Origin of the sequence: Mesorhizobium sp. BR1-1-16 (assembly GCF_020165495.1) — a bacterium.
Lineage (GTDB): Bacteria > Pseudomonadota > Alphaproteobacteria > Rhizobiales > Kaistiaceae > Kaistia.
Genome location: NZ_JAIUIE010000006.1, coordinates 1 through 25,355 on the forward strand (window position 1 = coordinate 1; position 25,355 = coordinate 25,355).

Genomic DNA, 25,355 nt, shown 5'->3' on the forward strand with positions numbered 1-25,355 from the left:
CCGCCAGAGCTTGAGACGCGCGTCGTCCGCACCGGAGCAGCCTCCACGGCTGGCGCGGCAGCGTCCGGCCCGAGAAAAGCCCCTTCCGGCGTCGGTACGGCATAGTCGCTCGCAACACGGGTCGTCGGCGCGACCGCTCCGGAACGGCCCGGCTGCACGGCGCCCGGATTGGCGATGCTGGGCGGCAGCACGAATGTGTCGACAGGGCGAATGCCAGCCTTCTTCGTCGGATCAGCGAGGTCGGCAATACGCTGCGAACGCGGTCCCCAGACACGGAGGACCTGGGCGAACGCAACCTTGTTGCCGAGCTTCTGCGCCGCGAGCGCGAGGCCGAATGCCGCCGGCTCGGTGTCGGGCTTCCAGGTCAGCGCCGCCGAGAACCAGCGCGCCGCGGCCACCGTCTGGCCGGTGTTATAGGCATACCAGCCGAGATTCTGCGCGCCCTGCGGATATTTGGCCTCGCTGATGGCCTTCGCCATGCGCGCCATGACCTCTGGCTCGATCTTGGCCGGAGGATCGATCGCCAGCAGAGCCGTGGCGACGACCAGATAGACCTCCTTGTTCTCCGCACCGGCATCGCGCCAGCGATAGGCGGCGGCCTCCGCTTCGGCGGGGCGATCGAGCGCGTTGAGGGCATAGGCGAGACCGCGGGCGATCTCAGGCGTATCGGCGCGCGTCTTGGCGAGCTGGAACCAGGTCACCGCGCCGTCCGCATCATTGTGCGTGAAGAGGTACGAGCCGAGCAGGACCGCGTCGTCCGCCTTGGTGCCCGCGCGAGCAAGCTGTTCGAGCAGTGCAATGTCCTCGGCCGGGGCGGTCTTTGCGGCATCCTTGGCCGCAGCGCCGACACGGCGTCGCGCAATGTCGCCGCGCACGGCCGCAAACTCGCCCTGGCCATTGGCGCCGGTTCGCTCGAGCGCCAGCAGATCGCCGAGTTCGGCATCGCCGAGATAGGCCATCGCCTTCTGCACGGTGGCGAGCCGCTCCTTGGGATCCTGGCAGTTCGTAAGGACATAGACGTCGACGTCACGCGCGCGTCCGGCCCGGTCGCTGCGGGCGAAGGCCTCAGCGAGGCGCCACAGCACATCCACATCCGCGCAGGTCAGAAGGCTCGGCGTCGCCGCAGCGATCTGAACCACCGTGTCCCACTGCTTGGCGTTCGATGCGTTGATGAGCCGCTCGCGCTGTTCGCCGACATCGAGCCGCGCCAGAAGATCGGCCGGCACTTTCCAGTTCGGATCGCTCGCCAGCCGATCGGCAATGGCCGCGCGCGCGGCGGCGTATTGCCCTTGGCTGTAGAGCTTCCACATATTGTCGAGCGGCGCATCGGTGACCGGAACGGGCGCGCTCATGTCGGATGGCGGATACCAGTTCGGGTAGAGCGCGCGCAGCCGAGCGATCTCTGCATTGAGACGCCGCACGTCGCCCTGCTGCGCGAAATACCGGAGCGCCGTCTCGTCGACTGCCGGACCAGCCGCAGCCGGCGCTTGCATGGGAGCCGCGGACTGCGATCCACCGGCGACCGGCGCCGCGTTGGTGGGGACGGTCGCGGAAGGCACCACCGGGACGGATCCTGGCATAGTCGAGGCTGCGGGCTCTTTCGCAGCGGCAGCGCCCGGCAGCACCGCGGCACCCCCCGGCATCATCACAGGCGGAACGGCCTCGACCGGCTGGGCCTGAACGAGAGCGGTGCCGCTGATGGCGCCGCGCCCGGAAGGCACCGAGGGCGTGGTGGTCGGAGGCATAAAAATGTCGGGCGTCGACGGAGTTCCCGAAGACGCCCTCGCCCGCGTCAGGCTCGTCAGATCATCCGTCGGCGATGCGGCCTGACGCACGAAGACCGCGCCGAGAATGCCGACGATCGCGATCGAACCGATGACCAGGAAAACACCCCTCACAGGCATTGGGGTTTCCTTTCGGCCAGATAGGAAACGGCCAGCAGATAGAGCGTCGCGGGATAATAATGGGTTGGCGAGAACATCTTCAGATCGGGCGGGATCGGCGTACCATTCGCAACACAGTCGAGCAGCGCGGGCAGCATTCGATAGCCAGGCTCGGCGAGTGTGGCGGCCACCTGATCCGTCTGGACATTGATGAGCGGCAGACCCCGCGTCTGGCCGCCGCGCCAGACGGCGGCGAACGGCCCGAGCCAGGCGGGATCCGTGATGCCGGCGCGGACGAGATAGAGCGGAATGCGGATCGCATTATAGCCGAAGTCCGGATCGAACCCATCGGCGGGCTGCGGCGCCGGGCCATGCAGCGAGATCCAGTCGGTCGGCAGTTGCGAGCGGCCGAAGCGCGATGCGGCGATCAGATTGAGCCCGGATCGCGCCAGCTTCTGCCAGTCGCCACCCGGCACGAGCTGCTGCATGACCGGCATCGCCTCGAAGACCCAGTAGGAAAGATTGATCACGGGGCCGTCTTTGCGCTCATCGGCCGTGAACCCGTTGACGCCCGGCAACAGCAATGTGTCGTCGCCCGCCGCGACGATCGAGGTCTTGCCGAGCGCGACGGCGATCGCAGTAGCGGCGGCCGTGTAGCGGGGCATCTGCCAGGCATGGCCGGCCATCGCGAGCGCATAGGCGATCAGGAGATCGCCATCGCTGGCATTGTTGATGTCCGGGACATGCGGCTCCGAAGGCCGCCAGCTCCATACCGACAGCCCATCGCTGCGCAGGAGCATCTGGGTCTGCGTGAACGACCAGATCCGCTCGAAGCTCGCGCGGTCATCGGCGGCGAGCGCCAGGATGAGCCCATATCCCTGCCCCTCGCTGTGGCTGATCGAGCCATTGGCATCGTCGATGATGCGCCCGCTCGGATCGAGAAAGCGGCTGGCATAGGCCTGCCAGACGGCCGGGCTGATGGTCGCTTGAATCTTCAGCATTTCCGCTGCCGCGCCCCCCTGCGGCTGCAGCGCGCAGAGGCCGAGAAACATCGCACCAACCCATCCGGCGAGCCTCATGACGGCCTTCCAAGTCTGAAGAGCAGCCCGGAGGTGATCATGCCCAGCAGCAGGCACAGGAAGATCAGGCAGACCGCATAGGACACGATATTGCTGGAGAACCAGTTGGCAGCGATCAGCCGGAGATTCTGGAGCGAAAGCGGCTGCGTGACGACAAACCGGAAGTTCGACACGGCCCTGTTCTCGACGAGGCCCGTCGCGGCGCTGAACGCGCTGTACTGGCCGCCGACCTGGGACCAGGTCCGAATGGCGGCAACCGAGGCGGCGCCGTTGGCAAGCTCCGTCCCCGACGGGGCCGTCATCATGGTCCAGGTGCTGTTGCCGTTCGGGCTTGCCGCCTGAGCCAGCAGCAGCGTCGAATGTGCCTTCGGCTCGAACGCGATCTGTGGTGCAGGACCGATGCGCAGCGCGGAGAAGGAGATATCGAAATTGCGCTTCATCCAGTCCTCAAACGAGGACACTTGCCCCCGCCAGCCACCGCCACCAGCCAACTGGGTGCGCCAGCGATCAAAGACCGCGTCGGTATTCTCCTGGTCTGGCGGCATGGCGGCGCTGCCAGGCGTGCTGGCGCCGGGCATCTGCATGTCGGGCCCGGCCGGCGGACGTGGGACATCCCCCTTCCAGCTGACCCGAACCGTCTCGGCGATACCGAGGCGACCGAGCATCCCATCGGAGAACTGCGAGGCGACGCCGACGAAGATGGTCGGCTGATTTCCAACATTGGTTGCGGCCGACAGCGTCAACGGCACGATGCGGCCAGCCTGGATCGCGAGGCGGCTGACGAGCGTCCCGGCAGCCGACAAGGTGTCGATATCCGTTCGGCCGAGAACGAGCGCGGACGGGACCGGCGCAATGTTGTAGGGGAATCCGCTGCCGGCAAAGGCGGAGAGGTTGGGGCGACGGGCGATGCGGGCGAAGTTCGGCATCGAGAATTCGGTGGTATCGAACAGCACGAACCGATCCGGGCCGGCGATCGAGCCGCCTGGCGCACAGGCGAGATCCGCCTCGGTGTTGAGGGCGGCCTCGATCATGATGATGTTCACGCCCGGGTGAAAATGGCGGAACGGAATCTGAACCGGAAGGTGGCGGAAGATGCCGCCGTTCCGATTGACGATGCGCGTCGTCGCTGCGATCTGCCCATTGACGTAGATGTCGAGATGGCTGGCCGGCAGCACCGCCGACGTATAGGCCGCGTCGAGCAGCAGCGTCGCCTCGCCATAGGACTCGGCGTAGAAGTCCGACGGAACGCCGACCGCGAACTGGGCGCGGAACCGCCGCCCTGAGAATTGCTGCGTGCCGATTCCCAGCTTGTTGAGCGGCACGGCCTCCCGGCCCGTGAAATAGTGGACGTCGGGCGAAAGCCACGACGCGGTGTTGAGCGTCAGCCGAGACTGTCCGAGCGGCCGATCGGCCCGCGCCGCGATCGCATCGACCGCAGCGCCGACCTGGCCCCAATTCGCACCCGTGACGACCAGCACCGAGGCGCCGACCCGCGGATCGTCGACGAAGGTGACAACCGGCTGGGTCGCAGCGCTGGTGATCGGCGTCGAAAGCATCGGCACGATATTATCGGCGGTGCCGAGCAGCACCGTGAGCGTCCCGCGCGAATCGGGCGCTTCCTGGGTGCCAGTCACGGTGACGGCCGGATTGGCATAGCCACCGAGCACCCCGATCGCCTGAGCCAGCTTGAGCATGTTGTCGCTCGCGGCGCCCTGAGCGACGCCTGGAACGACGAAGTGAATCGCGGTGATCCCCTTGGCGTTAAAGCCGACCGCCGGCAGATCCTCAAGCGACTGAAGAATATCTGGCGACCCGCCCGCCTCCAGATTGAGTTTGGTGCCCGAGGGATCGATGTCGGTCCAAAGCTCATAGGTCGACTGGATCGAGCAGTCCGTCCGATGACGCTGGAAAGCCTGAAAATTCAATACATTCGCGCCTGCGCGCAGCAATCCAGACGGGATGGCGGCCGTAACCGGATTAAACTTTTCCGACGAGGCGAGCGGTGTCTCGAGCACGACTTCGCCGTTAAGAAGCACGCGAAGCCGCGAGGCTTCGGGCATCACCAGAATCGCGTTCTTGTAGGCGACCTCGATTTCGGCGCTGCGGGCCGCCTCATCTGCCGTCAGGAAGATCGACCAGCTCCTCTGATCGATCTCGCCCTCGAGGCGCATGGTGCTTTCCGGGACGATGTAGCGCGTCAGGCGGGCCGGAGCTGCGGCGGGAGCAGACGGGGTATCGGCTGCGACGGGCGCCGGCGGGATGATCGAGACACTGGGAACGCTCGGCTGCGCCGGCGCGACGGGCGTGCGCAGCGACGGCACCATGTTCGGCACGGTATAGCTCGGCGTGCTGCTTTGCGGCGCGGCCGCGCCAGGCATCGCCGGCATCGGCTGCGTCACCTCGCCCGACGGCTGGACCTGCAGTGGCGCGACATAGCCACCGGACGGCGCAGCTGGCTGCGTGGTGATGGGAACGCCGATGGGAACGCCATTGTCGGGCGGCCCGTCGGCGGGAGCCGTGCTGCGCTCGCCGCTCATGTCGAACGGTTGCGAGGCCTGCGCGAAGACCGCGCCGGGGGCCAGTGCCGCTGCCATGAGCGCGATCGAAGCCACGATCGAGAGGCGAAGCGCGACCATCATGCGGCGGGCTTCCCGGCGGGCGTCGTAGCCGGCCGGTCACGCCGGAACGACTGGACGAGATAACCGAGGCCGCGGCCGGTCTGATAGATCGAGAGGCCTATAAACCAGATCGTCCCTCTGAGTATCCCGATATTGACGCGGCGCGACCATTGGAATTTCGACCACTGGTCGGAACTCGAGAAGATCAGATCCGAGATCAGACGGTAGTGATCGGCGACGTGAGGCTCATAGCGGCAGCCGAGCATGATGCCCTTGGCGCCCGGCGCGATGGTCCTGAGCGTGATCGGAAGGTCCTGCGTCGGAATGTCGACACTCGTCTTGAAACGGATCGCCGCCGTCATGCCGCGCTCGACATCCTTCGGGGAGAGGCCCGAGACATTGATGCGCGCGCCGCCGACCGAAGCGTCCTCGATGGTCGCGGGCACGACGCGGTCGCCGACAATGAAATCGCAGCGGCGTCGCACCTCGATACGCCGGCTCTGGCGGTTTTCCTGCCGCTCCGAGACGACGCCGAGCGCGCAGCCGGCGATCAGGATATTGAGGATGTTCCAGCCACCCACGACCAGCGCCACGTCGGCCTTGTACGGCTCGGCATAGATGCGCCACACCGTCATGACGACGCCCAACAGAAGCACGAAGAAGATGATGTAGAACGGCCGCGACAACTCCGAGATGCGGGCCTTGTCGAGCGACTCGTTCTTGGCCGTCACCTTGAAGGTCGGCTTGCTGGGATTGAGGATCACCGAAACCAGCGCCGGCAGCAGATAGACGGCCTGCACGAACTCATAGAGCTCGGAAATCCATGGCCATCGGAAGCGGCCATAGAGGTAGTTCTGCATCATGAGATTCACGAGCATGTAGGACGAGGTGTAGGCGACGAACTCGCCTCCCGACGCCGTGAAGATCTCAAGGTCGAAGAACAGATAGCAGAGTGGCGCCAGCAGGAAGATCCAGCGCGTGATCGGGAACAGCCAGAACAGCGTCGACGACATGTAGCAAAGCCGCTGCGGGATCGAAAGGCCGCGCTTGCCGGGCGGGAAGCGGAACCGCAGGATCTGCATCATGCCCTGCGCCCAGCGGCTGCGCTGGCCGATGAACGAGGTGAAGGTGGCCGGCTGCAGACCGGCGATCAGCGGGCGGTCGACATAGACACTGCTCCAACCGGTGGCGTGCAGCTCGAGCGCCGTCTCCGCATCCTCGGTGATCGAGACACCGCTGAAGCCGCCCGTCTGCTCCAGCGCCTCGCGGCGCAGCACCGCAGCCGAGCCGCAGAAGAACGAAGCGTCCCACTTGTCGAGCCCGCGCTGGATGATGCCGTAGAACATCTCATTCTCGGACGGCATCGTCTCGAAGGTCCGCAGATTGCGCTCGATCGGATCGGGGTTGAGGAAGAAGTGTGGGGTCTGGACGAGGAAGAGCTTCTCGGTCTGCTGGAAATAGCCGACCGTGTAAGTCAGGAAGTCGCGCGCCGGCGCATGGTCGGCGTCAAAGACGGCGATGAGGTCGCCGCTCGAATATTGGAGGCCGTTGTTCATGTTGCCGGCCTTGGCGTGTTCGTTGCGCTCGCGCGTCAGGTAGCGGCAGCCGAGATCGGCGGCGAGCTTCTGGAGCGTCACATAGCGCTCCTCGGCCTCCTGCGCCGCCTCGATATTGTCCGAGTTGCGCTTCTGCACCGAGCCGCCATCGTCGAGCAGCCAGACGGTCAGCTTGTCGGCCGGATAGTCCATCGCCTTGGCCGAGGCGAGCGTCGTCGCCAGCAGAGCCGGCTCCTCGTTGTAGGTCGGCACGAACACGTCGACGGTCGGCAGGTTCGGGTCGGACGACGAAACCTTGAGCGTTCGCGGCGCCATCGGCCGCATGACGACGAATAGGCTGAGGAACAGCATGAAGATGCTGTACATTTCGGCGAGGTACACCAGCAGGCCGGGAATGAAATCCTCGGGCTGGTTGACGGGCGGCAGCGTCGACGTCGTCCGCCAATAGGCATAGCGCAGCACGATGGAGGTGCCGAGCGCGAGCGCGATCTGCCGCCATACGCCCTGCCGCGTGAAGAGCTTCAGCAGCACCATCACGCCCACGACCAGGGCGCCGCCGACGAGATGCGCCTGCAGGTTGATCGGCAAGGTGATGAGGATCGTCATCACGACCGCGGCCAGGGCCCAGACAAGGGCGTAAATCATGCGGGTCATGAAGCTTTCCTAACTCCGCTCATTTTGCCTGGGATCGACAATCACAATGTTCCCGGTTTCCCGTCGGGTCGGCCCCGATCGGATTTGCGTTCCGGAAACCTTGCTCGGTTTCTTCTCTCAGTTCTTGGTGAACAATCCGTCATCAGTACCGGCGGATCGTTCAGCTTGCTGCGCTCGCAGTCACGGCGAGGGCACCACCGGATAGCCATCGAGAGGCACCGCGGCGGTCGGATCGGTGGTGGCTGTGCTGTTCGGCGAAACGATGCTCGACGTCGTCACAGGCGCAACGGAAGGTGACGGCACCACGACGGCGTCGGGCGCAATGGTCTCCACCGGTATCGGCGTTTCGCTCACGGCGATTGCTCGCCGCACAGGCGTCTGCGGCACCACAGCATCGGGCGCCAGATAGGCACTGGCCGGAGGCAGGACGCTGACGCCCGGCTTGCCGAGATCCTCCGGCGGCGGCGGCACGGACCCATAGGGATTCCACCGCGACGACAGGAAATAGGCGTTGATCGTAAATCCGGTCATCACGTTCAGGAGTTCGATCTCGCTCGCGCGCGGCTCGCACAGGCGAAGGCGGATGATGATCGTTCCTTGGCGGCTGATCAGCGTCGAATCGAGGTCGGGCTGGCGGATGCGCTGCCAAGCATAGAGGCATGTATCGCCGGTCGTGCTGCGGCCTGTCGCATAGCCGAACGATCCGTAGCGATTCTGCGTGTAGTAATTGGACACCTGCATCTTGACGCCTGGGAAGAACCAGCCGAACTCGCGGCTGACATTCAAGAGGGCCAGCGGATCGTTGTTGAGCTTGTTCTCCGGGGCGGTCACCTGAACCACGGGCCCGAACATCGTGATCGTCAGCTTGTTCTCACCCGAATTGCGGGCGCGATTCTCGAGCGTGATTTCCTGTGTCGTGGCGTTGGAATAAGTCCGCTGGACCACGCCGAGCACGGCCGGACCGCCGGGCGGCATGTCGACCATCGCCTTCTCTGCCGGCTGCCGAAGCGCCATCGACGAGGAGATGATGTCCTGCGGTTTCGCCGCACAGGCGCCGAGCACCGAAGCACCGAGACAGACAGCGAGGAAGCCACGGACGGCGCCCCCACCCTGCTCTTGTGCCCAGCTGGCTGCTGTTGCCGTTCGCCGCATCGTCGGTCCCATGTGTCGCTCGTGGAAAGGTCGAAGGGCTACGGACGGTCTCCCGCCTCCCTCAGACCGTCACGCGCCCTGCTGGATGCAGAGTCCGGTCGGCATGGTTAACGGCGGGTTACGCCACACTGGATTCAGCCTCAAACCCTTCCCCGCAGCCTATGTTTCGCGGGTGAGGTGCAAACGCAGTTGCTCAATGATCACAGTATTTTGCGCCGTTTCGCGCGGAGCGCGCAATCCCTGTCCCCACACCGGACCGGGCCACGCCGAATCGGACTCGTGCCGACCGACGACGTGGATATGGAGCTGTCGAACAATGTTGCCGAGCGCACTGACATTGACGCGTTCGAACGGCAGCACGGCGCGGAGCGCCGCCGCCGCGACACGGATCTCCGAAGCGAGTTGGGCCGTCTCGGGCTCATCGAGATCGGTGAACTGCTCGAGGCCCGCCCGGCGCGGCAGCAACAGCAGCCAAGGATAGCGCGCATCGTCCATCAGACGAACAGCGCAGAGCGCGAGATCAGCCACCTCAAGGCTGTCGCCGAGGATCCGTGGGTCGATCGTGAATTGGGTCATGCAGCCTTCCAGACTTCGGGCCGTCGCCGACCCGCTCTCAGCCCGACGCGGCGTTGGCGCCGCGCTGGCTGGCAAACACATCTTTACCGGCTGTCGGCCATGATGCGCCCTTACTGCCGAAGTCAAGCATAACGCTCGTCGTTGGCGAATATCCAGCGCTGTTCTTCTTCCATGCGCCATCCGCGCCTCGCCCTGTTGCGCGGGCTTATGACCGGCACGGGGACGATCTTGGGCGTCTTCAGCTTTTCCCAGTTCGCAGTCGCCGAAACCTATTCGATCTTCCCCTGCACGGCGATCCTCGTGACGGTCCTTTCGATCGCCATTCCCGGCGCACGCGAGCGGCAACGCGCCCGCGAGAACGTCCGTCTGATCGAGCGCCCGTGGTTTTCGAAGAATAAGCCTCTCCGCAGGCTCACCGCCCGGCGGAAGGCCGGCTGAGATAGAGCAGCACCAGCGAGAGCGGGATGACGACATAGTCGAGGATCGAGCCCGGGGCGGTCGCGGTCGTTTCGATCACGCGGAGATGGCCGATCGTGATCCGCCCGGCATATTCAACGAACATCAAGACCAGCAGCAGCGGGATGAGCGACCGGTAGCGCAGAAGGGCGATCACATAGAGCGCGCCCATCATCAGCTGCGACAGACCCCAGAGCGAGAACAGAAAGATGACCGCATCCGCTGCAGGTGCCGGATAGGTGCTGAGCGGGATATGTGCCACCGATTGCGCCCCGCCATCGGGCGCAAAGATATGAAACAGGCTGCGTCCGACCGTCAGCGCCGTGAGGAGCGCAAAGACCGCCACGACGAGGCGGTGGCCCGGAAAGCGGTTGTCGAGCTGTGGTGGCAATAACCAGGTCATTGGCGGCTCCCTTTCGACCTGCGTTAGCTTGGGCTGCACGGGCGCTCAATGGCGTTATTTGGCCCGACATGTCGGTGCGGCGGCCCGGATCCACTCATGCGCATGATCGTCTTCTTTTGCCGTCGAACGACAGGCCGCCCGGCCGCACCGCTACCCGCGAACCTTAGCGAATGCGTTCAGATATTTTTCATCCTCACCAACCCTTGGTGGAAACCGAATCCGATGCCTTGGGTTGTATTTCTACCGGCCGCTCCCGCGACCGGCGCGGACTTCCAACATCGAAGTCCGAACCGAAGGGAGAAGATCATGACCAGAATCGCTACTATCGCAGCAATACTCTGCCTCTCGTCCGTTTCGGCTTTCGCTCTCGATGTCGGCGTCGCGGGTGTGAATGTCAGTGTCGGCCAAGGGCAGAACGGCGGCCTCAACGCTAACGTCACTGCCAACACCGTTGCCAATACGAACGCCAACGTCAACGCAACCGTCGGCGGCGGCAATGTCGCCAGTGCAAACGCCAATGCCAATACGGTTGCCAATACGAATGCCAATGTCGGCGCAACCGTGGGCGGGCGCGGCAATGTCGCCAATGCAACCGTCAACGCCAACACGGGTGCGCTCGGCGGCAATACCAATGCCAATGTGACGGCCAATGTCGGCAGCAGCGGCGTCCATGCTGCAACGGGCGTCGGCACAACGGCGCTTGGCAACCCCACGACCGCCAATGTCTCGCTTGGCATCGGCGGTCTGGGCGGGCTCGGTGGAAACGGCACGGGCGGAGGATCCGGCAGCGGCGGCTCCAGCGGGAATGGATCCAACGGCGGCGGCGGCATCATCGGCTCGGGTAATGGCGGCTCCGGCAGCGGATCGGGCGGCAACGGCGTCGGGGGCGGCCTCGGTGGCGGCTCGAACGGCGGCGGCTCCGGCAGCGTCCGCGTCCCGGCTCAGCTCGTGCGCGACTATTCGAACCTCGACAGAGCCCAGCAGGTTGCGCTGAAGAAGCGTTGCGGCAGCATCCTCATGCAGCCGGGCGGTTATGACGACGGCCTGGTCTCGCTCTGCCGGATGCTGAAGCGCATCTAGCAGAAAGCACGTCGCAGGGGGCGGCCGTGCCGGCTGCCCCCTCGCGGCATCAGAACCGCGGGACTGCGATGCCAGCCGCCCGGCACGCCGCAGTCAGTGTATTGGCCATCAGCATGGCGATGGTCATCGGGCCGACGCCGCCCGGAACCGGGGTGATAGCCGAGGCCCGCCCGATCGCTTCGGCAAAGGCGACATCGCCAACGAGACGCGTTTTGCCAGCGCCCCGCTCGGGAGCCGGGATGCGATTGACGCCGACATCGATGACGATCGCGCCGGGCTTGATCCAGTCGCCACGCACGATTTCCGGACGCCCCACGGCTGCAATGAGGATATCGGCGCGGCGCGCCAGTTCCGGCAGATCACGGCTGCGCGAATGCGCAATCGTGACGGTGCAGTTCTCCTGCAGCAGCAATTGCGCGATCGGCTTGCCGACCAGGTTGGAGCGGCCGATCACCAGCGCGTCGCGTCCCGAAAGATCGCTGCCGGCGATGCGCTTGATGAGAATGAGGCAGCCGGCCGGAGTGCAGGAGACAAGCGCGCGATCGCGGTCGCCGAGCGCAAGGCGGCCGGCATTCACCGGATGCAGGCCATCAACATCCTTGAGGGGATCGATGGCCTCGATCACCGGTACCGGATCAAGATGCGGCGGCAGCGGCATCTGCACGAGAATGCCGTCGATCGCATCATCGGTATTGAGGGCCGCGATGAGATCCAGCAGTTCCTGCTTCGTCGTCGTCGCCGGCAGCGTGTGCTGCACGGAATGAAACCCCAGTTCCTGCGCCTTGCGGCCCTTGGCGCCGACATAGACCTGGCTCGCCGGATCCTCGCCAACGAGCACCACGGCAAGGCCCGGCTTCAACCCGGAGGCGGCGACCGCCTGCTTGATGACATCCGTCACCTCGGCGGCGACGGCCTTGCCGTCGATCACCCTGGCGGCGTCAGCGGAAGACGACGGTGCGCGATCCATTGAGAAGAACCCGATGTTCGAGGTGGAACTTGATTGCCCGCGCCAGCACGGTGTTCTCTATGTCGCGGCCGATGGCGACCATTTCCTCGGCCGACATGGCATGATCGACGCGGCCGACATCCTGCTCGATGATCGGCCCCTCGTCGAGTTCGGCCGTCACGTAGTGAGCCGTGGCGCCGATCAGCTTCACGCCGCGCTCATGCGCGCGGTGATAGGGCTTGGCCCCCTTGAAGCTCGGCAGGAATGAATGGTGGATGTTGATGACGCGGCCCGCGAGCTTGTCCGTCATGCCGTCCGAGAGCACCTGCATATAGCGCGCGAGCACGACGAGATCGATGCGCTCGCCCTCGATCAGACCGAGAACCTCGGCCTCCTGCTCGGCCTTCGTCCGCCCATCGACCGGAACGAAATGGAACGGCAACCCCTCCCCTTCGACGCGGCGGCGCATGGTCTCGTGATTGGAGACCACCGACGCGAGCTCCATCGGCAACTGGCCGATGGAGTTGCGGTAAAGCAGGTCATTGAGGCAATGACCGAGCTTCGAGACGAGGATCATCACGCGCGGCTTGACCGAGAGATCATGCAACTGCCAGTCGAAGCCATAGCCCGTCGCCACCGGCAGGAAGCCGCTGATGAAGCTCGCCTTGGTCACGGTTTCAGGCGCCGCGAACGCGACGCGCATGAAGAACCTGCCGCTGTCCGGATCGCCATATTGGGCGCTCTCGACGATATTGCAGTCCTGCGAGGCGATCGAGTTGGCGACGGCCGCGACGATGCCGCGGCGATCGCCGCAGGAAAGAGTGAGCACGAAGCGTGCTGGCGCGGCCGGCATGGATGAACGAGCCTCGATGTGTCAGGACGGGCCGACTTCCTAGCGGTCGCGCCGCTTGGCCGCAACCTCGAACCGCCGCGACGGGGCGGCGCAGCCTTGCATCTCGGCGGCGGCTCGCCGAAAGTGCCGCACGCACCAGCTACAGCCGAATGGACAGGATCAGCGATGCCCGAGCCCAGTTTCGTGGTGGCCCCGCCGCCGATCGTCTCGCTTCCGATCGTCGGTCTCGACGCCCGCTTTCCCATTCGGCGCGTCTTCTGCGTCGGCCGCAACTATGCGGCTCATGCCCGCGAGATGGGGCATGATCCCGATCGCGAACCGCCGTTCTTCTTTCAGAAAAACGCCGGCGACGTCGTCAGCCCCGGCGATATCGCCTATCCGCCGCTGACCGCTGATCTCCATCACGAAGTCGAGTTGGTCGTGGCGATCGGGCGCGGCGGCAAGGACATCGCGATCGGCGCGGCGCTTGGCCATGTCTATGGCTATGCCGTCGGGCTCGACCTGACGCGCCGCGACGTGCAGGCGGATCTTAAAAAGGCCGGCCGACCCTGGGAAACCGCAAAGGCCTTCGCCGAGTCGGCGCCCGTCGGTGCAATCCAGCCGGCGGCGGCGATCGGCCATCCGATCTCGGGACGCCTCACGGCCAAGGTTGACGGCGCGCTGCGCCAGGACGGCGATATCGCCGACATGATCTGGAACGTCCCCGAGGTCATCGCCCATCTCTCGCGCTGGTTTGTGCTCGAAGCCGGGGATCTCATCTTCACCGGCACGCCGGCCGGAGTCGGTGAACTGCAGCGCGGCAATGTCGTCGAGGCCGAAATCGAGACTATCGGCGCGCTGCGGGTCAAGATCGTCTGATACAAGGCCCCGGCGGGGCAAAGGGGCAGCAGTCGGTCATGGCAAAGCAGGAACTCTTCGGCGGCGCGCTGGCGTTCATCGCAAGCGGCACCCCCGAGGCGGCCGCCGCCGAGGTGCGGCTGAAATCGCTTTATGGGAGCGTCGATCCCGAGCAGGCCGACATCATCATCGCGCTTGGCGGCGATGGTTTCATGCTGCAGATGCTCCATCGCTTCATGAATTCGGGCAAGCCGATCTATGGAATGAACCGCGGCTCGGTCGGTTTCCTGATGAACGAGTTCCGCGAAGACGAATTGCGCGAGCGCGTCCGCGCCGCCGTCGCCTCGACTTTGCATCCGCTGCAGATGGACGCGCTCGACCAGCAGGGCAACGAACACCGCGCCTATGCGATCAACGAAGTGTCGCTGTTCCGCCAGTCCTACCAGACGGCCAAGCTGCGGATTTCGATCGATGATCGCGTCCGCCTCGAGGAATTGAGCGGCGATGGCGTGCTGGTGGCGACGCCCGCCGGCTCGACCGCCTATAACCTGTCAGCGCATGGCCCGATCCTCCCGATCCATGCCCCGCTGCTGGCGCTGACGCCGATCAGTGCGTTTCGGCCGCGTCTCTGGCGCGGAGCGCTGATCCCCGATCGCGTCCGCGTCACGCTCGAAGTGCTGGAGCCCGAAAAGCGGCCGGTCAACGCGGTGGCGGATCACACGGAGATCAAGTCGGTCCTGAAGATCGTCGTGCGCCAGGACCGCCGCGCCAAGAGTCTGATCCTCTTCGATCCCGGCCATAGCTGGGACGAGCGCATCCTGAACGAGCAGTTCCGCTACTAGGCGGCGTTGCGAACGGCGCGCGCGACGGTGCGGGCGCTTTCGCGCGCTTCCTCGGCCGCGAAACGGCGCAGCATGGCGAGAAGCTCGTTGGCCTCGCCGTCGGTAATCGCGCTGTAACGTTCCATGACGCGCTCGACAGTGCGCCGTGCCAGTGCGTGACGACTGACCGGAACACTCTCATGCGAAGCCTCGCGGGCCGTTTCGATGGCGGCAGCAAAGGCTTCGAACGCCGAGGCCGGCATTCCCGCCTTCTGATAGACAGCCCGCAGGGCCGAGGGCCGACCCGAGCGGACCAGCCCGGCGACGCGGCCCTCCGGCATGCGCGAGAGGATCGCGAGCGCGGCTTCGAACAGACTGATATTGCCGGCGCAGACGGCGCGGAGCAGCAGGGCCGTGGTGAGCTGGCCAGTGACACGCAGATGCTCGACCAGCGCGGCGAGATCTTCCGTCGCCGATTCGGCGGCGATGGCGATCGTCGCTCGCTCGCAGGCATCACGCGTGACGAACTGCGCCCGTTCCGGGGCGATCCAGGCCTTGCCAGAGACGAACGCGCCCAGGCGGTCGCCGAGCTGGCGGATAAGCATCTGGCGGATGTCGGGCGGCAAGTCCGTGCGCTCCAGCAGCCGGTCGCGGATCGCCGCATCCTCGCCGTGGCGCTCGGCAAGCCGCGCAAGGCTGATTGCGGCGATCGAGGCGTCGGGATTGTCGAGCAACGCGATGCAGGCCTCGGCCTCGCCGATCTCGGCGATCGCCGCGGCAACCGCGCGGCTCACCGGCAGACGGGCCGCTATCGCCGCTTGGCGTCCGCCATCCGCGACTGCAACGATATCGACGAGTTCCGGATCGATGAAGATCGGCGAGCAGGTCAGCACCAGCCCGGCGATATCGAGGTGATCGGCCGCCAATGCCAGGATGATATGGCGCGGCGCACGAGGATCGACGGCCAGCGCATCGGCCAGCGCATAGCGGACCTCGGTCGCCGGATCATCGAGCAGGACGGTCATCGCCGCCTCCATCTCGGCGCGCGCTTCGTCGTCGACATCGGAATACAGATAGGCGCGCGCCATCGCATGCGCGGCCTCGGCGCGGCGTTCAGCCGGCGCCGTTTCCAGCCATTCCAGGAATTGACGGACGATCATGAAGCCCCCGAACCGACGGACAGCCGGCCATGAGACATGGGGCTGCTTTCGCGAGATCTGAGCATCAATGGATTAACGTTCCGTCAACCATAACCGAGGGTTAACGGCGAACCCTCAAGCCGGCGGGGTCCAGTGGGTAACGATGTCGGCAAGTTCAGGCCGCGGCCGCTCGAAAGGCGGGATGTCGCGCGTGCCAATATGAACGAGGCCGACCAGACGCTCCGCCTCGGCAAGGCCGAGCAGCGCCCGCGCCTCCGCGTCATAGGTCACCCATTCGGTCAGCCACTGCGTCGAGTACCCCATCGCATTGGCGGCGATCATCAGGTTCATGGCGGCGGCGGCGGCCGAGAGCAGCTGTTCCCATTCGGGAATCTTCACATGCGGCGCGGCCCGGCTCACCACGGCCACGACCAGCGGCGATCGGGAGAAGCGGTTGGCCTCGGCTGCGATCAGCTTCGGATCGGCATCGGGCCGACGCACGGCGAGGAGCGCTGCCGTCGCCGCGCCGGCTGCTGCCCGCGCCTCGCCCTGGAACAGCACGAAGCGGAACGGCACCAGCTTGCCGTGATCGGGCACGCGCGCTGCAATCGTCAGCATGTCCTCGATCTCGGCAGCGGAAGGGCCGGGCTCGACAATGTTGACGGCGGGGATCGAGCGCCGCGTCTTCAGAAGCGTCAGTGTATCGGTCATGATCTCGGATCTCGGAGGATCTACAGAAGGCGCAGGCATAGAGCCGGCGCGGCAAAGCGTGGTGTGGGCGACTGATCGGACGAATCCGTGGTCAATGCAACCCTCGCCGCCAGCTGCACGGGTCTTGAAATCGCCACCCTTCTTCGGTTCTAAGGTGATGATGACCGGACGGTTGGCGAAACCTCTTGGGGGAGATCGATGCTGATGACGCGCGGCTTTGCAGCCTGTCTCGCCGCGGCGATTCTCACGATCAGTCCGCTCGTGGCTGTGGCGCAGTCATCGGGTGGAGGCCCAGGTCCTGGGCCTGCGCCGATTCTCGGGGCCGGGAGCAACGCTCCACAGCTTAACGCCGACCCCGTTCCGCCCGCCGATATTCCTTCCGCGCCTGCATCCGGCGGCCTCAGCGCTCCGAACCTGACGGGCGGGGACCTCGCCACGTCACCGGGAGCCGCCGATCCCCTGCCGCTCGCCCCTCTGCTGCCGACGCCGATCGATCCGGGCGCATTGCTGAAGCCGGCCTTTCCGACCGCGCCCCGACAGGCCGCTCCGCTCCGCGTCAACCCGCATGCCGTCGAACTCCAGGCGAAGCTGACCGATGACGGCGCGGCGATCCCATCCGGCATGGTGTGGCGCATCTTTTCCGAGAAACGCGGCGGCGACGGTCATCTGCCGCTGGTGCGCGAGCAGCGCGGCGGCACGGTCCGCCTCGATCTGCCGCCGGGCAACTACATCGTCAACGCCGCCTATGGCCGGGCCGCCATGACCCGCACGCTCGCCGTCACCGGGGAAGGCGGCCACGATACCTTCGTGCTGAATGCCGGAGGCCTGAAGCTCACGGCCGTCAATGGCAAGGACCTGCCGATCACACCGGCCCTCTCGAAATTCGACATCTATCCGGGCACGGACGAGACGGATCAGGAGACGTCGCCGATCGTCTCGGATGTCGACCCCGATCAGATGGTCCGCCTGACGGCGGGCATCTATCACGTGGTCAGCCGCTATGGCGACGCCAACGCCGCCGTGCGCGCCGACATCAAGGTGGACGCAGGCAAGCTCGTCGAGGCGACCCTGTTCCAGAAGGCCGCGCGCATCACGCTGAAGCTCGTGGCCGATTCCGGCGGCGAAGCGCTCGCCAACACATCATGGTCGGTGCTGACGCCCGGCGGCGACAGCGTCTTCGACAGCGTCGGCGCCTTCCCGGACGTCGTGCTCGCGATCGGCGACTACACCGCTGTCGCCAAGCACGACAACCAGATCCACGAACGCAACTTCACCGTCGAGGCCGGCCGCGACCGCGAAGTGGAAGTACTGACCAAGGAAGCCGAGACCCCGCCGGCGTCAGCCGCGCCCGCACCCTGAGCCGGCCTGACTGAGTCCGGCATTCCGTCGTCATGTCGTCGGGCGGTCGAGCCGCAGCGCCGTGTTCAGGACCTTGCGGAAGCGCTGCCGGTCTGTGCTCGACGCTGTCGCCGCCGCGCCGGGAACCTGCAGTGCAGCCGAGCTGGCCGCGTCGCCGACGATACGGGCGAGCGTCGATTCGCGCGTTGCCGCGTCATTGTCGAAATCGCCATGGTGCAGCGCCTTGCTTGAACTTCCGGGTGACAGCGTCCAGGTGCGGCGGCCCTTCACCCAGAAAGCTGCGGGAATTCGAGAGGCAAAATGCTCCATGCCGAGCATTGGCTGGCCGTCAGGCCGGATGCCCGGTATGCGCGCCGTCTTCTCGAAGGCGTTGCTGACCAGATAAAGCAGCGACTTGTTGTAGATGTTGGCGCAGTTGTCGTCCTGCTCGGTGGCATCATCGAGCGTGTAGAGATCGAATTTCCTAATGCTGCCCTGCTCTGCCAGCGGCCGATAGATCGTATCGAAGACGTCCATCGTGCAGGCCGGCGCCCACAGGCTGACGCTGTCGATCACCACATTCTTGCTGGCGAGATAGCGGGCCAGTTCCGCATGGAAGATCGAACCGGCGCTATGGCCGACGAGATGGATCTCGTCGATCTTTCCCTTGGCCGAGAGCTTGACCAGATGGTCGGCGGTGAGGCGGGCGGCGCCCTTCGCCTTCGTCGTCGCATCTATGGCGTTCTCCTTCATCTCGTCCCACATGGCCTTGCCGCCGAGATTGCGGGCGACCACCTCGATCGTGTCGTCGAAGCGGTCGAGCATGAAGTCCTTCGCCTTGTCGAGCAGGCCCTCGTCGCGACGCTGGCCGATCGCCTCGCGCAATATGTTGGAGATCGTCGACCACGCATCGGACCGCCAGATGAAGGAGATTGGATAGATCTTGGCGTCCATCAGCGGTCCGAGATTGCTCGACACCGTCTGGATGGCCGAATTCGCCGAGACGAGCCCGCCATGCGCGTAGAGCAGCACGCGTTTCTTCGGCCAGTCGGCCATGGTCGCGGTCATACGCTCCGTGATCAGCGTCTTCAATCCGTCTTCCGTCAGCCCATAGGTACCCTTGTCGTCGAGGATGCCGTCATTCTTCGCCGTCACGATATGCGGCCGGAGATCAGCGAAGACCTTGCTCTGGTAGCTGCGCGGTGCCGAGCCGCGCATCGTCGCCGAAGAACCCGGCCCGACGAGATCGATGGGCGCCCCAAGCGCCGCCACCCAGACATCGGTGCCGTTCTTCAGCCAGTCGGCATAGGAGAGCCGCGCCAGCCCGCCCGCACCCCAGCCCTCGCCCCAGCTGTTCTGGATCCAGAGGCCCTGGCGGTCATAGCCGACGATGGCGAAGGCATGGCCGCCGATCGACCCCTCGCGATATTCGATGACCTCATCGCCGGACCTGACCGCCTGCCAGCCCTCATGCACCCTGGCCGTCGCATAGAGGATGCCGGCCTCGGTGATGGCCGAGTGCATGGCAACCAGATCCTTGTGATTGACGCGGAAATAAGCGCCGAGCGGCCGCCCCAGCGCATCGGCGGCGCGCTTCTCCTCGAGCGTCGGATCGGGATCGCGCTCGTTCCACAAGTCGTAGGCGCAAAGCCCATGCTTGAACCAGCCCTTCATCGCGCCACGCGCGCTGGAGCCGGAATAATCCTCGCCCGGCCACTCGTCATAGCGCTTGGCCATCGCGTAGAGCATCCATGCGCTCACCTTGTCGGCCGTGGTGGCGCTGCCGCGCAACCGAAGCAGGAAGTTGGCGACGCTGGCGAGGCCGAAGCCGGTGCAGGCGCCTTCACTGCCCTGATTGAGCACCGGCAGGCCGAAAGCGCGATAGGACGCCAGATCGGAAACGGCACCGACCCGGATCAGGGTCGGCACGAAGATCTGGTCGCGGAAGTCGAGCGTATCGGGCAGCGCATCGAAGGTGCGTTGCGGTTTGCCATCGCCGCCCGGCTTCGATTTCCGCGCCGAGGGCTCGGGCTTGGGCGACTTCGTCTTCGAAACCGACTTGCGGGCCATGCATGCCTCCTCCGATACGCATCTCGAACGGGCGCAGGGACGAGGTTTCGGGGGAACGCCGCGTCGCTCGCTATCGCGCGAGGACCGACGGTTTCGGTGGCGCTTCCCCGCTGCCGCAGAAGCGAAGACAGCACAGCACCACCGCCCGCAGGGCGGACGATGGAGAAGCCGACTAACTCTGGGACCGGTGACGAGCACGCCGAAACAGGCATCATGGCAATCCCCCTGCCATGCGCGTTCAACCCGTCGATCCTACGCCTTCCCGCTTCAGTTGCAAGCAACCGGCCCGCCCGAACCGCCGCCTTTGCCTACCGCTGGTCGACCTGCCGCAGCGCCGCTATCCGACGCCCTCGCCACGCGCGGAATGAAGGTTCTTCCGAAGCGGCAGCCGGCTCTGGCCGTCGCTCCCGTCATGTCGATCAGATCCAGACTATTCGCCGGTGACAGCTGGTGCCGCCCTCGCCGCGAATTGCCGCCGCCACGCCGACCGCAAATCGCCGGGCCGGCGCCCGTGATGCTCGTCGAGGAAGTCGGCCGAGACGATACGGTCGAGCCTGAACAGACGGAAGTCCTGACGCAACTCGCACCAGGCGGCGAGCAGGCGGACATGCTCGGTATAGCCGAGCATCGCCGGCCAGATGATCCGCTCGCTCGGCGCGCCTTCTTCCGTCTGATAGAGGATGCGGATCTTCTTGCCGTCGCGAATCCACAACCGGGCCTTGGCAACGTCGATCCCGTCCGGCGTCTTGTGCTGCGCAGGCGCCGCGGCGAGGACCGGGTTGGCCGCGAGTTCCCTGAGCCGTTCGGGCAGCGCCGCCGAGATCTTCGCGATCAGATCACGCGCGGCAGCGGCAAGCACGGGATCGCCCTTGTCGGCCACCCATTGCGCGCCGAGAACCGCCGCCTCGACCTCGTCCGCCGTCAGCATCAAAGGCGGCATGTCGAAGCCGCTTTCGAGCACATAGCCGAAGCCCGCCTCGCCATGGATCGGAACGCGCTGGCCGATGAGGTCTGCGATGTCGCGATAGACAGACCGCTTCGAGACCTCGAGCTCCTCCGCAAGCTCCGCGGCGGTGACCGGCAGGCTCGTGCGCCGCAGGATCTGGATCAGCTGGAACAATCGATCGGCGCGACGCATGCGGCTCTCCCTGCTGACGGCACGCTGGCAGCAGGCTCCTTCTACAAGCGGAGGGATTTCGTCGCCATGAAGACGTTTGCCGAAGGAGAGCCCGCCATGAATCCCGTCTCGATGAGCCTTGTCTCGATCCGCATCATCACCGCCGATGTCAGTCGGCTGGTGGCGTTCTATGAACGGATCACGGGCCTGCCGGCGGTGCTGTACACCGAGGACTTCGCCGAGCTGGCTACGCCGGCCTGCACGCTGGCGATCGGCAGCGCGCGGACCGCGCAGCTCTTCGGCGCGGGCGTTGCCCGCCCGGCAGACAATCACACCGCGATCATCGAATTCCGTGTTGCGGATGTCGATGCGGCGTTCGGCGAACTCGCAGAATTCCTCGCCGACGGGCTCGTTCAGTCGCCGACGACCATGCCTTGGGGCAACCGCTCTCTGCTGTTCCGCGATCCCGACGGTAATCTCGTCAATTTCTTCACGCCGGTCTCGGCTGAAGCGATCCAGCGCCTCGACCGGTAAATCACGGTTTGGACCGAAGCAGGCGGCGCGCAGCTCAACGAACCGCGCGCCGCAGAATGTCAGGCCGCTGCCGCCAACTTCCGCTGCAGGTCCGGCGGTGTTGCTTCCGCGAGGAGGTCGGCGAGCGCCTGATCGAGCGTTGCCGAGACCTGATCGCGCGAGCCGAGACGGCGGATATTGACGGTGCCCTCCTCCGCCTCGCGCTTGCCGCAGACGAGGATCACCGGGACCTTGGCGACCGAGTGCTCGCGCACCTTGTAGTTGATCTTCTCGTTGCGAAGATCGACCTCGGCCCGGAGGCCCGCCGCACGGAGCTTGTCGACGACGGCCTCGGCATAGCCATCGGCTTCCGAGGTGATCGTCGCGACCACCACCTGCACCGGTGCGAACCAGAGCGGGAAATGGCCTGCGAAATGCTCGATTAGGATGCCGAGGAATCGCTCCATCGAGCCGCAGATCGCCCGATGGATCATCACCGGCGTCTTCTTGGTGCCGTCGCTGTCGACATAGAAGGCGCCGAAACGCTCCGGCAGGTTGAAGTCGACCTGCGTGGTGCCGCACTGCCATTCACGGCCGATCGCATCGCGCAGCGTATATTCGAACTTCGGCCCGTAGAACGCGCCCTCGCCCTCGAGGATGCCGGTCTTGATCTTGCCGCCCGACTGTTCCTCGATGGTCTTGAGCACGCGCATCATCACCGCTTCGGCGTGATCCCACACCGCATCGGAACCGACGCGCTTCTCGGGCCGCGTCGAGAGCTTGACCACCACTTCGCCGAAGCCGAAATCGGCATAGGTCGAGAGGATCAGATCGTTGATCTTCAGGCACTCGTCCGCCATCTGCTCTTCGGTGCAGAAGATATGCGCATCGTCTTGCGTGAAGCCGCGCACGCGCATCAATCCATGCAGCGCGCCTGAGGGCTCATAACGGTGCACCGCGCCGAATTCTGCCATGCGCAGAGGCAGATCGCGGTAGGACTTCAGGCCGTGCTTGAAGATCTGCACATGGCCGGGGCAGTTCATCGGCTTGATCGCGAAGACGCGCTCGTCCTCGGTGTCATCGCCGGCCGACTGCGCCGCGAACATGTTCTCCTTGTACCAGCCCCAATGGCCCGAGGTCTCCCACAGCGACTTGTCGAGCAGCTGTGGCGCGTTGACCTCCTGATAGCCAAGCGGACGCAGGCGCCGCCGCATATAGGCGATCAGCTCCTGGAACATCGACCAGCCCTTGGAGTGCCAGAAGACGACGCCCGGTCCCTCTTCCTGGAAATGGAAGAGGTCCATCTCACGGCCGAGCTTGCGGTGGTCGCGCTTCTCCGCCTCCTCCAGCATGTGGAGATAGGCATCGAGCTCGACCTGATCATGCCAGGCGGTGCCATAGATGCGCGTCAGCATCGGCTTGGTCGAGTCGCCGCGCCAATAGGCGCCGGCAACCTTGGTCAGCTTGAACGCCGAGCCGATCTGGCCCGTCGAGGCCATATGAGGGCCGCGGCAAAGGTCAAACCACTGGCCCTGCTTGTAGATCTTGAGATCCTGACCAGCCGGGATCGCGTCGATCAGCTCGAGCTTGAACGCTTCGCCCTTGGCGGCGAAGACCCGCTTCGCCTCCTCGCGCGACCACACTTCCTTGGTGAAATGAGCGTTGCGCGTGATGATCTCGCGCATCTTCGCCTCGATCTTCGGCAGATCCTCGGTCGTGAACGGCTCGGGGCGGGCGAAATCGTAATAGAAGCCGTTCTCGATCACCGGGCCGATCGTGACCTGGGTGCCCGGAAACAGTTCCTGCACGGCCTCGGCCATCACATGGGCGGCGTCATGACGGATCAGTTCCAGCGCGCGCGGATCCTCGCGCGTCACGATCTCGATCGAGGCGTCGGCCGTTATGGGATCGGAAAGGTCGGTGAGCGTGCCGCCGAGCGTCATCGCGACCGACTTCTTGGCCAGCGATTTCGAAATCCCCTCGGCGACCTGGCGGCCGGTCGTGCCGGCGGCAAATTCGCGAACGGAGCCATCGGGGAAGGTCAGATGGATCATCATATCTCTCCTGCTCACTCCCGCAGACGAGCGCGGGTAAGCGGTTGGGCGGCATTGCCAGCCGCAGATTGGTATCGAGCGCCAAGGGCGCCGCCGTCCGGATAATCCAACTTGGGCCGGAAGGGAATGGCGAATGCGTCGAGACTATTGTGCAGGAATGCACTATACTCGTTCAACGTGTGTTCGGGACAGGGGGGCTCCTATGTCTGGAAATGCCGTAAGACTGCTTGTCGCCTGTCTATTACTGGCCGCCGCACCGGCTGCCGCCGATTCACTGGACGGCGGGATAATCGTCAGGGTTGACGACGAGAGCGTCGGCCGCTGTATCTCTGCTCAAGATGATGCTGTCACGCTCCAGCTCGTCCGCGCTGTGGAGAACAAGTATTCGGGCTGGATCAGCTCCGACAAATCCATCGGGCTCTATATCGAGACGACAATCGAGGGTGCCACCGGAAGCGCAACCAAGAAGGTCACGTTTCCTCGCGCGTTCCTCATCGGTGTGAACGACTATCAGAGCGGCAGGGTCAGCCTTCCCGTCGAGCAAAAGCTTCTGTCCAGGTTTCGATTGAAAAATGGCGACAACGTCTATTCCTCGGCTGAATTCGCGATACGCCTCGTGAAGATACAGAAGGATGGGGCGGCAACGATCGCACTCCGGATTCTGGCGGACTCGACCAAGAACCTGCCCATTCCGGCCAATCCATTTACTGACGGGCTCGATTTTTTCGTCGATCTCAGCAATCGCCTCGTCGACAAATACATCGACGGCGAACTCTCCGACACGGACAGTGCCGACAGGGCCAAGCTTGCTCTGGAATTCTCACCCAACGGGGACTGCTCGGGCGGCCTCGCGACGACAGGAGCACTGGCTGTCATCTTCAACAATGACCAACCGGAAACCGCCGACGATTCGCTCGGCGTCTTATCCATCTCCAAGGAAAGCGATTACTGCTTTCGTTATCGCTCTCAACCCGCAAGACGGATTGAATTGGCATTGTCGGTGAAAGGCGTTTGTCCTACGGACAACGCGTCCTTTCACACCTTGCAGAACGCTTACTATCTATTCGTGTTGAATGCCGCAAAGGCGCAGGCGGATTCGGCCAAGGTGAACAGGTATATCTGGTTCAATCCTAAGGAATCGGCAATTTCTCCAGTGCCAAATCTGGACAAGACTTCCATTGATAAGGTCGTGGGGAATTGGACGACGCTTTCGAAAGACAACCTTGTTAAGGGCGACAAGACCATTGCCGCTCTCAACGAGTTCGACTCCGTGTCACCGTCTCAGTACAAGACCAAATTCGGCATTGATACGATATGGGGCGAGGGAAAGAACAACGAGTTCATCGCAGATTTCGCCGGCGCGACACGTCCTGCGACCACGGATTTCTTCATCGGCAAGCAGTCCGTAAGCGGATATGACGCCGTTGCGCAGGATTTAGCCGTCGCCATAGGGCGCTGCAAGCAATTCGATATCCCTGAAGAGGATTGCTTCTAGCTGC

21 protein-coding genes are annotated in these 25,355 nt (G+C 64.9%); 7 read left to right on the forward strand and 14 right to left on the reverse strand.

Annotation, left to right across the window (positions count from 1 at the left end):
• The 6 genes from LB518_RS14315 to LB518_RS14340 form a co-directional block, all read right to left on the reverse strand.
• On the reverse strand, window positions 1-1,904 hold a 1,904-nt coding region (locus LB518_RS14315), incomplete at its 3' end, for a tetratricopeptide repeat protein (RefSeq protein WP_224578202.1).
• Window positions 1,895-2,962, reverse strand: a complete 1,068-nt coding sequence (locus tag LB518_RS14320) for a family 8 glycosyl hydrolase (protein ID WP_224578203.1) — start codon at window positions 2,960-2,962, stop codon at window positions 1,895-1,897. The genes LB518_RS14320 and LB518_RS14315, both read right to left, overlap by 10 nt.
• Window positions 2,959-5,601, reverse strand: coding sequence for a cellulose biosynthesis cyclic di-GMP-binding regulatory protein BcsB (locus tag LB518_RS14325; RefSeq protein ID WP_224578204.1), 2,643 nt, complete (start codon window positions 5,599-5,601; stop codon window positions 2,959-2,961). Before LB518_RS14325 ends, LB518_RS14320 begins: the two co-directional genes overlap by 4 nt.
• Complete coding sequence (bcsA, locus tag LB518_RS14330; protein WP_224578205.1) at window positions 5,598-7,790, reverse strand: UDP-forming cellulose synthase catalytic subunit; 2,193 nt, start codon at window positions 7,788-7,790, stop codon at window positions 5,598-5,600. The genes LB518_RS14325 and bcsA overlap by 4 nt, the downstream gene beginning before the upstream one ends.
• A gap of 180 nt (window positions 7,791-7,970) precedes the next feature.
• Window positions 7,971-8,954 carry a cellulose biosynthesis protein BcsN gene (bcsN, locus tag LB518_RS14335; RefSeq protein WP_224578206.1) on the reverse strand — a complete coding sequence of 328 codons (984 nt, stop codon included), beginning with the start codon at window positions 8,952-8,954 and terminating at the stop codon, window positions 7,971-7,973.
• Between the two features lie 147 nt (window positions 8,955-9,101).
• On the reverse strand, window positions 9,102-9,518 hold the full coding sequence (locus LB518_RS14340) for an HIT domain-containing protein (protein WP_224578207.1): 417 nt from the start codon (window positions 9,516-9,518) through the stop codon (window positions 9,102-9,104).
• Between the two features lie 228 nt (window positions 9,519-9,746).
• Between LB518_RS14340 and LB518_RS14345 the strand changes: the two genes are divergently transcribed.
• Window positions 9,747-9,956, forward strand: a complete 210-nt coding sequence (locus tag LB518_RS14345) for a hypothetical protein (protein WP_224578208.1) — start codon at window positions 9,747-9,749, stop codon at window positions 9,954-9,956.
• Here the strand turns inward: LB518_RS14345 and LB518_RS14350 are convergent.
• On the reverse strand, window positions 9,931-10,377 hold the full coding sequence (locus LB518_RS14350; RefSeq protein ID WP_224578209.1) for a hypothetical protein: 447 nt from the start codon (window positions 10,375-10,377) through the stop codon (window positions 9,931-9,933). The genes LB518_RS14345 and LB518_RS14350 overlap by 26 nt on opposite strands.
• 306 nt (window positions 10,378-10,683) lie before the next feature.
• On the opposite strand from LB518_RS14350, the gene LB518_RS14355 reads away from it, so the two are divergent.
• Entirely contained in the window at window positions 10,684-11,457 is a 774-nt protein-coding gene (locus LB518_RS14355) for a hypothetical protein (RefSeq protein ID WP_224578210.1), read from the forward strand.
• 49 nt (window positions 11,458-11,506) lie between these two features.
• Here LB518_RS14355 and folD read toward each other — a convergent pair whose 3' ends face one another.
• Together folD and purU are read right to left on the reverse strand one after the other, a co-directional pair.
• Entirely contained in the window at window positions 11,507-12,424 is a 918-nt protein-coding gene (folD, locus tag LB518_RS14360; RefSeq protein ID WP_224578211.1) for a bifunctional methylenetetrahydrofolate dehydrogenase/methenyltetrahydrofolate cyclohydrolase FolD, read from the reverse strand.
• Window positions 12,396-13,256, reverse strand: a complete 861-nt coding sequence (gene purU, locus LB518_RS14365) for a formyltetrahydrofolate deformylase (RefSeq protein WP_224578212.1) — start codon at window positions 13,254-13,256, stop codon at window positions 12,396-12,398. The genes folD and purU overlap by 29 nt, the downstream gene beginning before the upstream one ends.
• Window positions 13,257-13,421: 165 nt before the next feature.
• Between purU and LB518_RS14370 the strand changes: the two genes are divergently transcribed.
• Window positions 13,422-14,114 (forward strand): fumarylacetoacetate hydrolase family protein, encoded by a 693-nt coding sequence (locus LB518_RS14370; protein WP_224578213.1) that lies wholly within the window; start codon window positions 13,422-13,424, stop codon window positions 14,112-14,114.
• Window positions 14,115-14,152: 38 nt separating this feature from the next.
• Window positions 14,153-14,935 (forward strand): NAD kinase, encoded by a 783-nt coding sequence (locus LB518_RS14375; protein WP_224578214.1) that lies wholly within the window; start codon window positions 14,153-14,155, stop codon window positions 14,933-14,935.
• On the opposite strand, the gene LB518_RS14380 is transcribed toward LB518_RS14375, so the two are convergent.
• The gene (locus LB518_RS14380) at window positions 14,932-16,074 is read right to left on the reverse strand and encodes a DUF2336 domain-containing protein (protein WP_224578215.1); all 1,143 of its coding nucleotides are present in this window, start codon (window positions 16,072-16,074) and stop codon (window positions 14,932-14,934) included. The two genes, LB518_RS14375 and LB518_RS14380, sit on opposite strands and share 4 nt — an antisense overlap.
• A gap of 114 nt (window positions 16,075-16,188) precedes the next feature.
• On the reverse strand, window positions 16,189-16,764 hold the full coding sequence (locus LB518_RS14385) for a nitroreductase family protein (protein ID WP_224578216.1): 576 nt from the start codon (window positions 16,762-16,764) through the stop codon (window positions 16,189-16,191).
• 198 nt (window positions 16,765-16,962) lie between these two features.
• On the opposite strand from LB518_RS14385, the gene LB518_RS14390 reads away from it, so the two are divergent.
• A complete protein-coding gene (locus LB518_RS14390; protein WP_224578217.1) occupies window positions 16,963-18,123 on the forward strand; it encodes an RgsD C-terminal domain-containing protein in 1,161 nt (386 codons plus the stop codon).
• A 30-nt stretch (window positions 18,124-18,153) separates the two neighbouring features.
• Here the strand turns inward: LB518_RS14390 and LB518_RS14395 are convergent, their stop codons facing one another.
• On the reverse strand, window positions 18,154-20,172 hold the full coding sequence (locus LB518_RS14395) for a C1 family peptidase (protein ID WP_224578218.1): 2,019 nt from the start codon (window positions 20,170-20,172) through the stop codon (window positions 18,154-18,156).
• Window positions 20,173-20,602: 430 nt separating this feature from the next.
• Complete coding sequence (locus LB518_RS14400) at window positions 20,603-21,310, reverse strand: helix-turn-helix transcriptional regulator (RefSeq protein WP_224578219.1); 708 nt, start codon at window positions 21,308-21,310, stop codon at window positions 20,603-20,605.
• A gap of 96 nt (window positions 21,311-21,406) precedes the next feature.
• Here LB518_RS14400 and LB518_RS14405 point away from each other — a divergent pair, with 96 nt between their 5' ends.
• On the forward strand, window positions 21,407-21,823 hold the full coding sequence (locus LB518_RS14405; RefSeq protein WP_224578220.1) for a VOC family protein: 417 nt from the start codon (window positions 21,407-21,409) through the stop codon (window positions 21,821-21,823).
• A gap of 59 nt (window positions 21,824-21,882) precedes the next feature.
• On the opposite strand, the gene thrS is transcribed toward LB518_RS14405, so the two are convergent.
• Window positions 21,883-23,856 carry a threonine--tRNA ligase gene (gene thrS, locus LB518_RS14410; protein ID WP_502845833.1) on the reverse strand — a complete coding sequence of 658 codons (1,974 nt, stop codon included), beginning with the start codon at window positions 23,854-23,856 and terminating at the stop codon, window positions 21,883-21,885.
• Window positions 23,857-24,058: 202 nt separating this feature from the next.
• Here thrS and LB518_RS14415 point away from each other — a divergent pair, with 202 nt between their 5' ends.
• On the forward strand, window positions 24,059-25,351 hold the full coding sequence (locus LB518_RS14415; RefSeq protein WP_224578222.1) for a hypothetical protein: 1,293 nt from the start codon (window positions 24,059-24,061) through the stop codon (window positions 25,349-25,351).
• The last annotated feature ends 4 nt before the right edge of the window (window positions 25,352-25,355 follow it).

Bases quoted from the DNA above. Each gene is read 5' to 3' on its own strand.
- LB518_RS14390 (WP_224578217.1), top strand. From the start codon at position 16,963: ATGCTGATGACGCGCGGCTTTGCAGCCTGTCTCGCCGCGGCGATTCTC.
- bcsA (WP_224578205.1), bottom strand. From the start codon at position 7,790: ATGACCCGCATGATTTACGCCCTTGTCTGGGCCCTGGCCGCGGTCGTG.
- LB518_RS14380 (WP_224578215.1), bottom strand. From the start codon at position 16,074: ATGATCGTCCGTCAATTCCTGGAATGGCTGGAAACGGCGCCGGCTGAA.
- purU (WP_224578212.1), bottom strand. From the start codon at position 13,256: ATGCCGGCCGCGCCAGCACGCTTCGTGCTCACTCTTTCCTGCGGCGAT.
- LB518_RS14325 (WP_224578204.1), bottom strand. From the start codon at position 5,601: ATGATGGTCGCGCTTCGCCTCTCGATCGTGGCTTCGATCGCGCTCATG.
- LB518_RS14395 (WP_224578218.1), bottom strand. From the start codon at position 20,172: ATGGCCCGCAAGTCGGTTTCGAAGACGAAGTCGCCCAAGCCCGAGCCC.
- LB518_RS14370 (WP_224578213.1), top strand. From the start codon at position 13,422: ATGCCCGAGCCCAGTTTCGTGGTGGCCCCGCCGCCGATCGTCTCGCTT.
- LB518_RS14385 (WP_224578216.1), bottom strand. From the start codon at position 16,764: ATGACCGATACACTGACGCTTCTGAAGACGCGGCGCTCGATCCCCGCC.
- LB518_RS14355 (WP_224578210.1), top strand. From the start codon at position 10,684: ATGACCAGAATCGCTACTATCGCAGCAATACTCTGCCTCTCGTCCGTT.
- folD (WP_224578211.1), bottom strand. From the start codon at position 12,424: ATGGATCGCGCACCGTCGTCTTCCGCTGACGCCGCCAGGGTGATCGAC.
- thrS (WP_502845833.1), bottom strand. From the start codon at position 23,856: ATGATCCATCTGACCTTCCCCGATGGCTCCGTTCGCGAATTTGCCGCC.
- LB518_RS14320 (WP_224578203.1), bottom strand. From the start codon at position 2,962: ATGAGGCTCGCCGGATGGGTTGGTGCGATGTTTCTCGGCCTCTGCGCG.
- bcsN (WP_224578206.1), bottom strand. From the start codon at position 8,954: ATGGGACCGACGATGCGGCGAACGGCAACAGCAGCCAGCTGGGCACAA.
- LB518_RS14340 (WP_224578207.1), bottom strand. From the start codon at position 9,518: ATGACCCAATTCACGATCGACCCACGGATCCTCGGCGACAGCCTTGAG.
- LB518_RS14350 (WP_224578209.1), bottom strand. From the start codon at position 10,377: ATGACCTGGTTATTGCCACCACAGCTCGACAACCGCTTTCCGGGCCAC.
- LB518_RS14400 (WP_224578219.1), bottom strand. From the start codon at position 21,310: ATGCGTCGCGCCGATCGATTGTTCCAGCTGATCCAGATCCTGCGGCGC.
- LB518_RS14415 (WP_224578222.1), top strand. From the start codon at position 24,059: ATGTCTGGAAATGCCGTAAGACTGCTTGTCGCCTGTCTATTACTGGCC.
- LB518_RS14405 (WP_224578220.1), top strand. From the start codon at position 21,407: ATGAATCCCGTCTCGATGAGCCTTGTCTCGATCCGCATCATCACCGCC.
- LB518_RS14375 (WP_224578214.1), top strand. From the start codon at position 14,153: ATGGCAAAGCAGGAACTCTTCGGCGGCGCGCTGGCGTTCATCGCAAGC.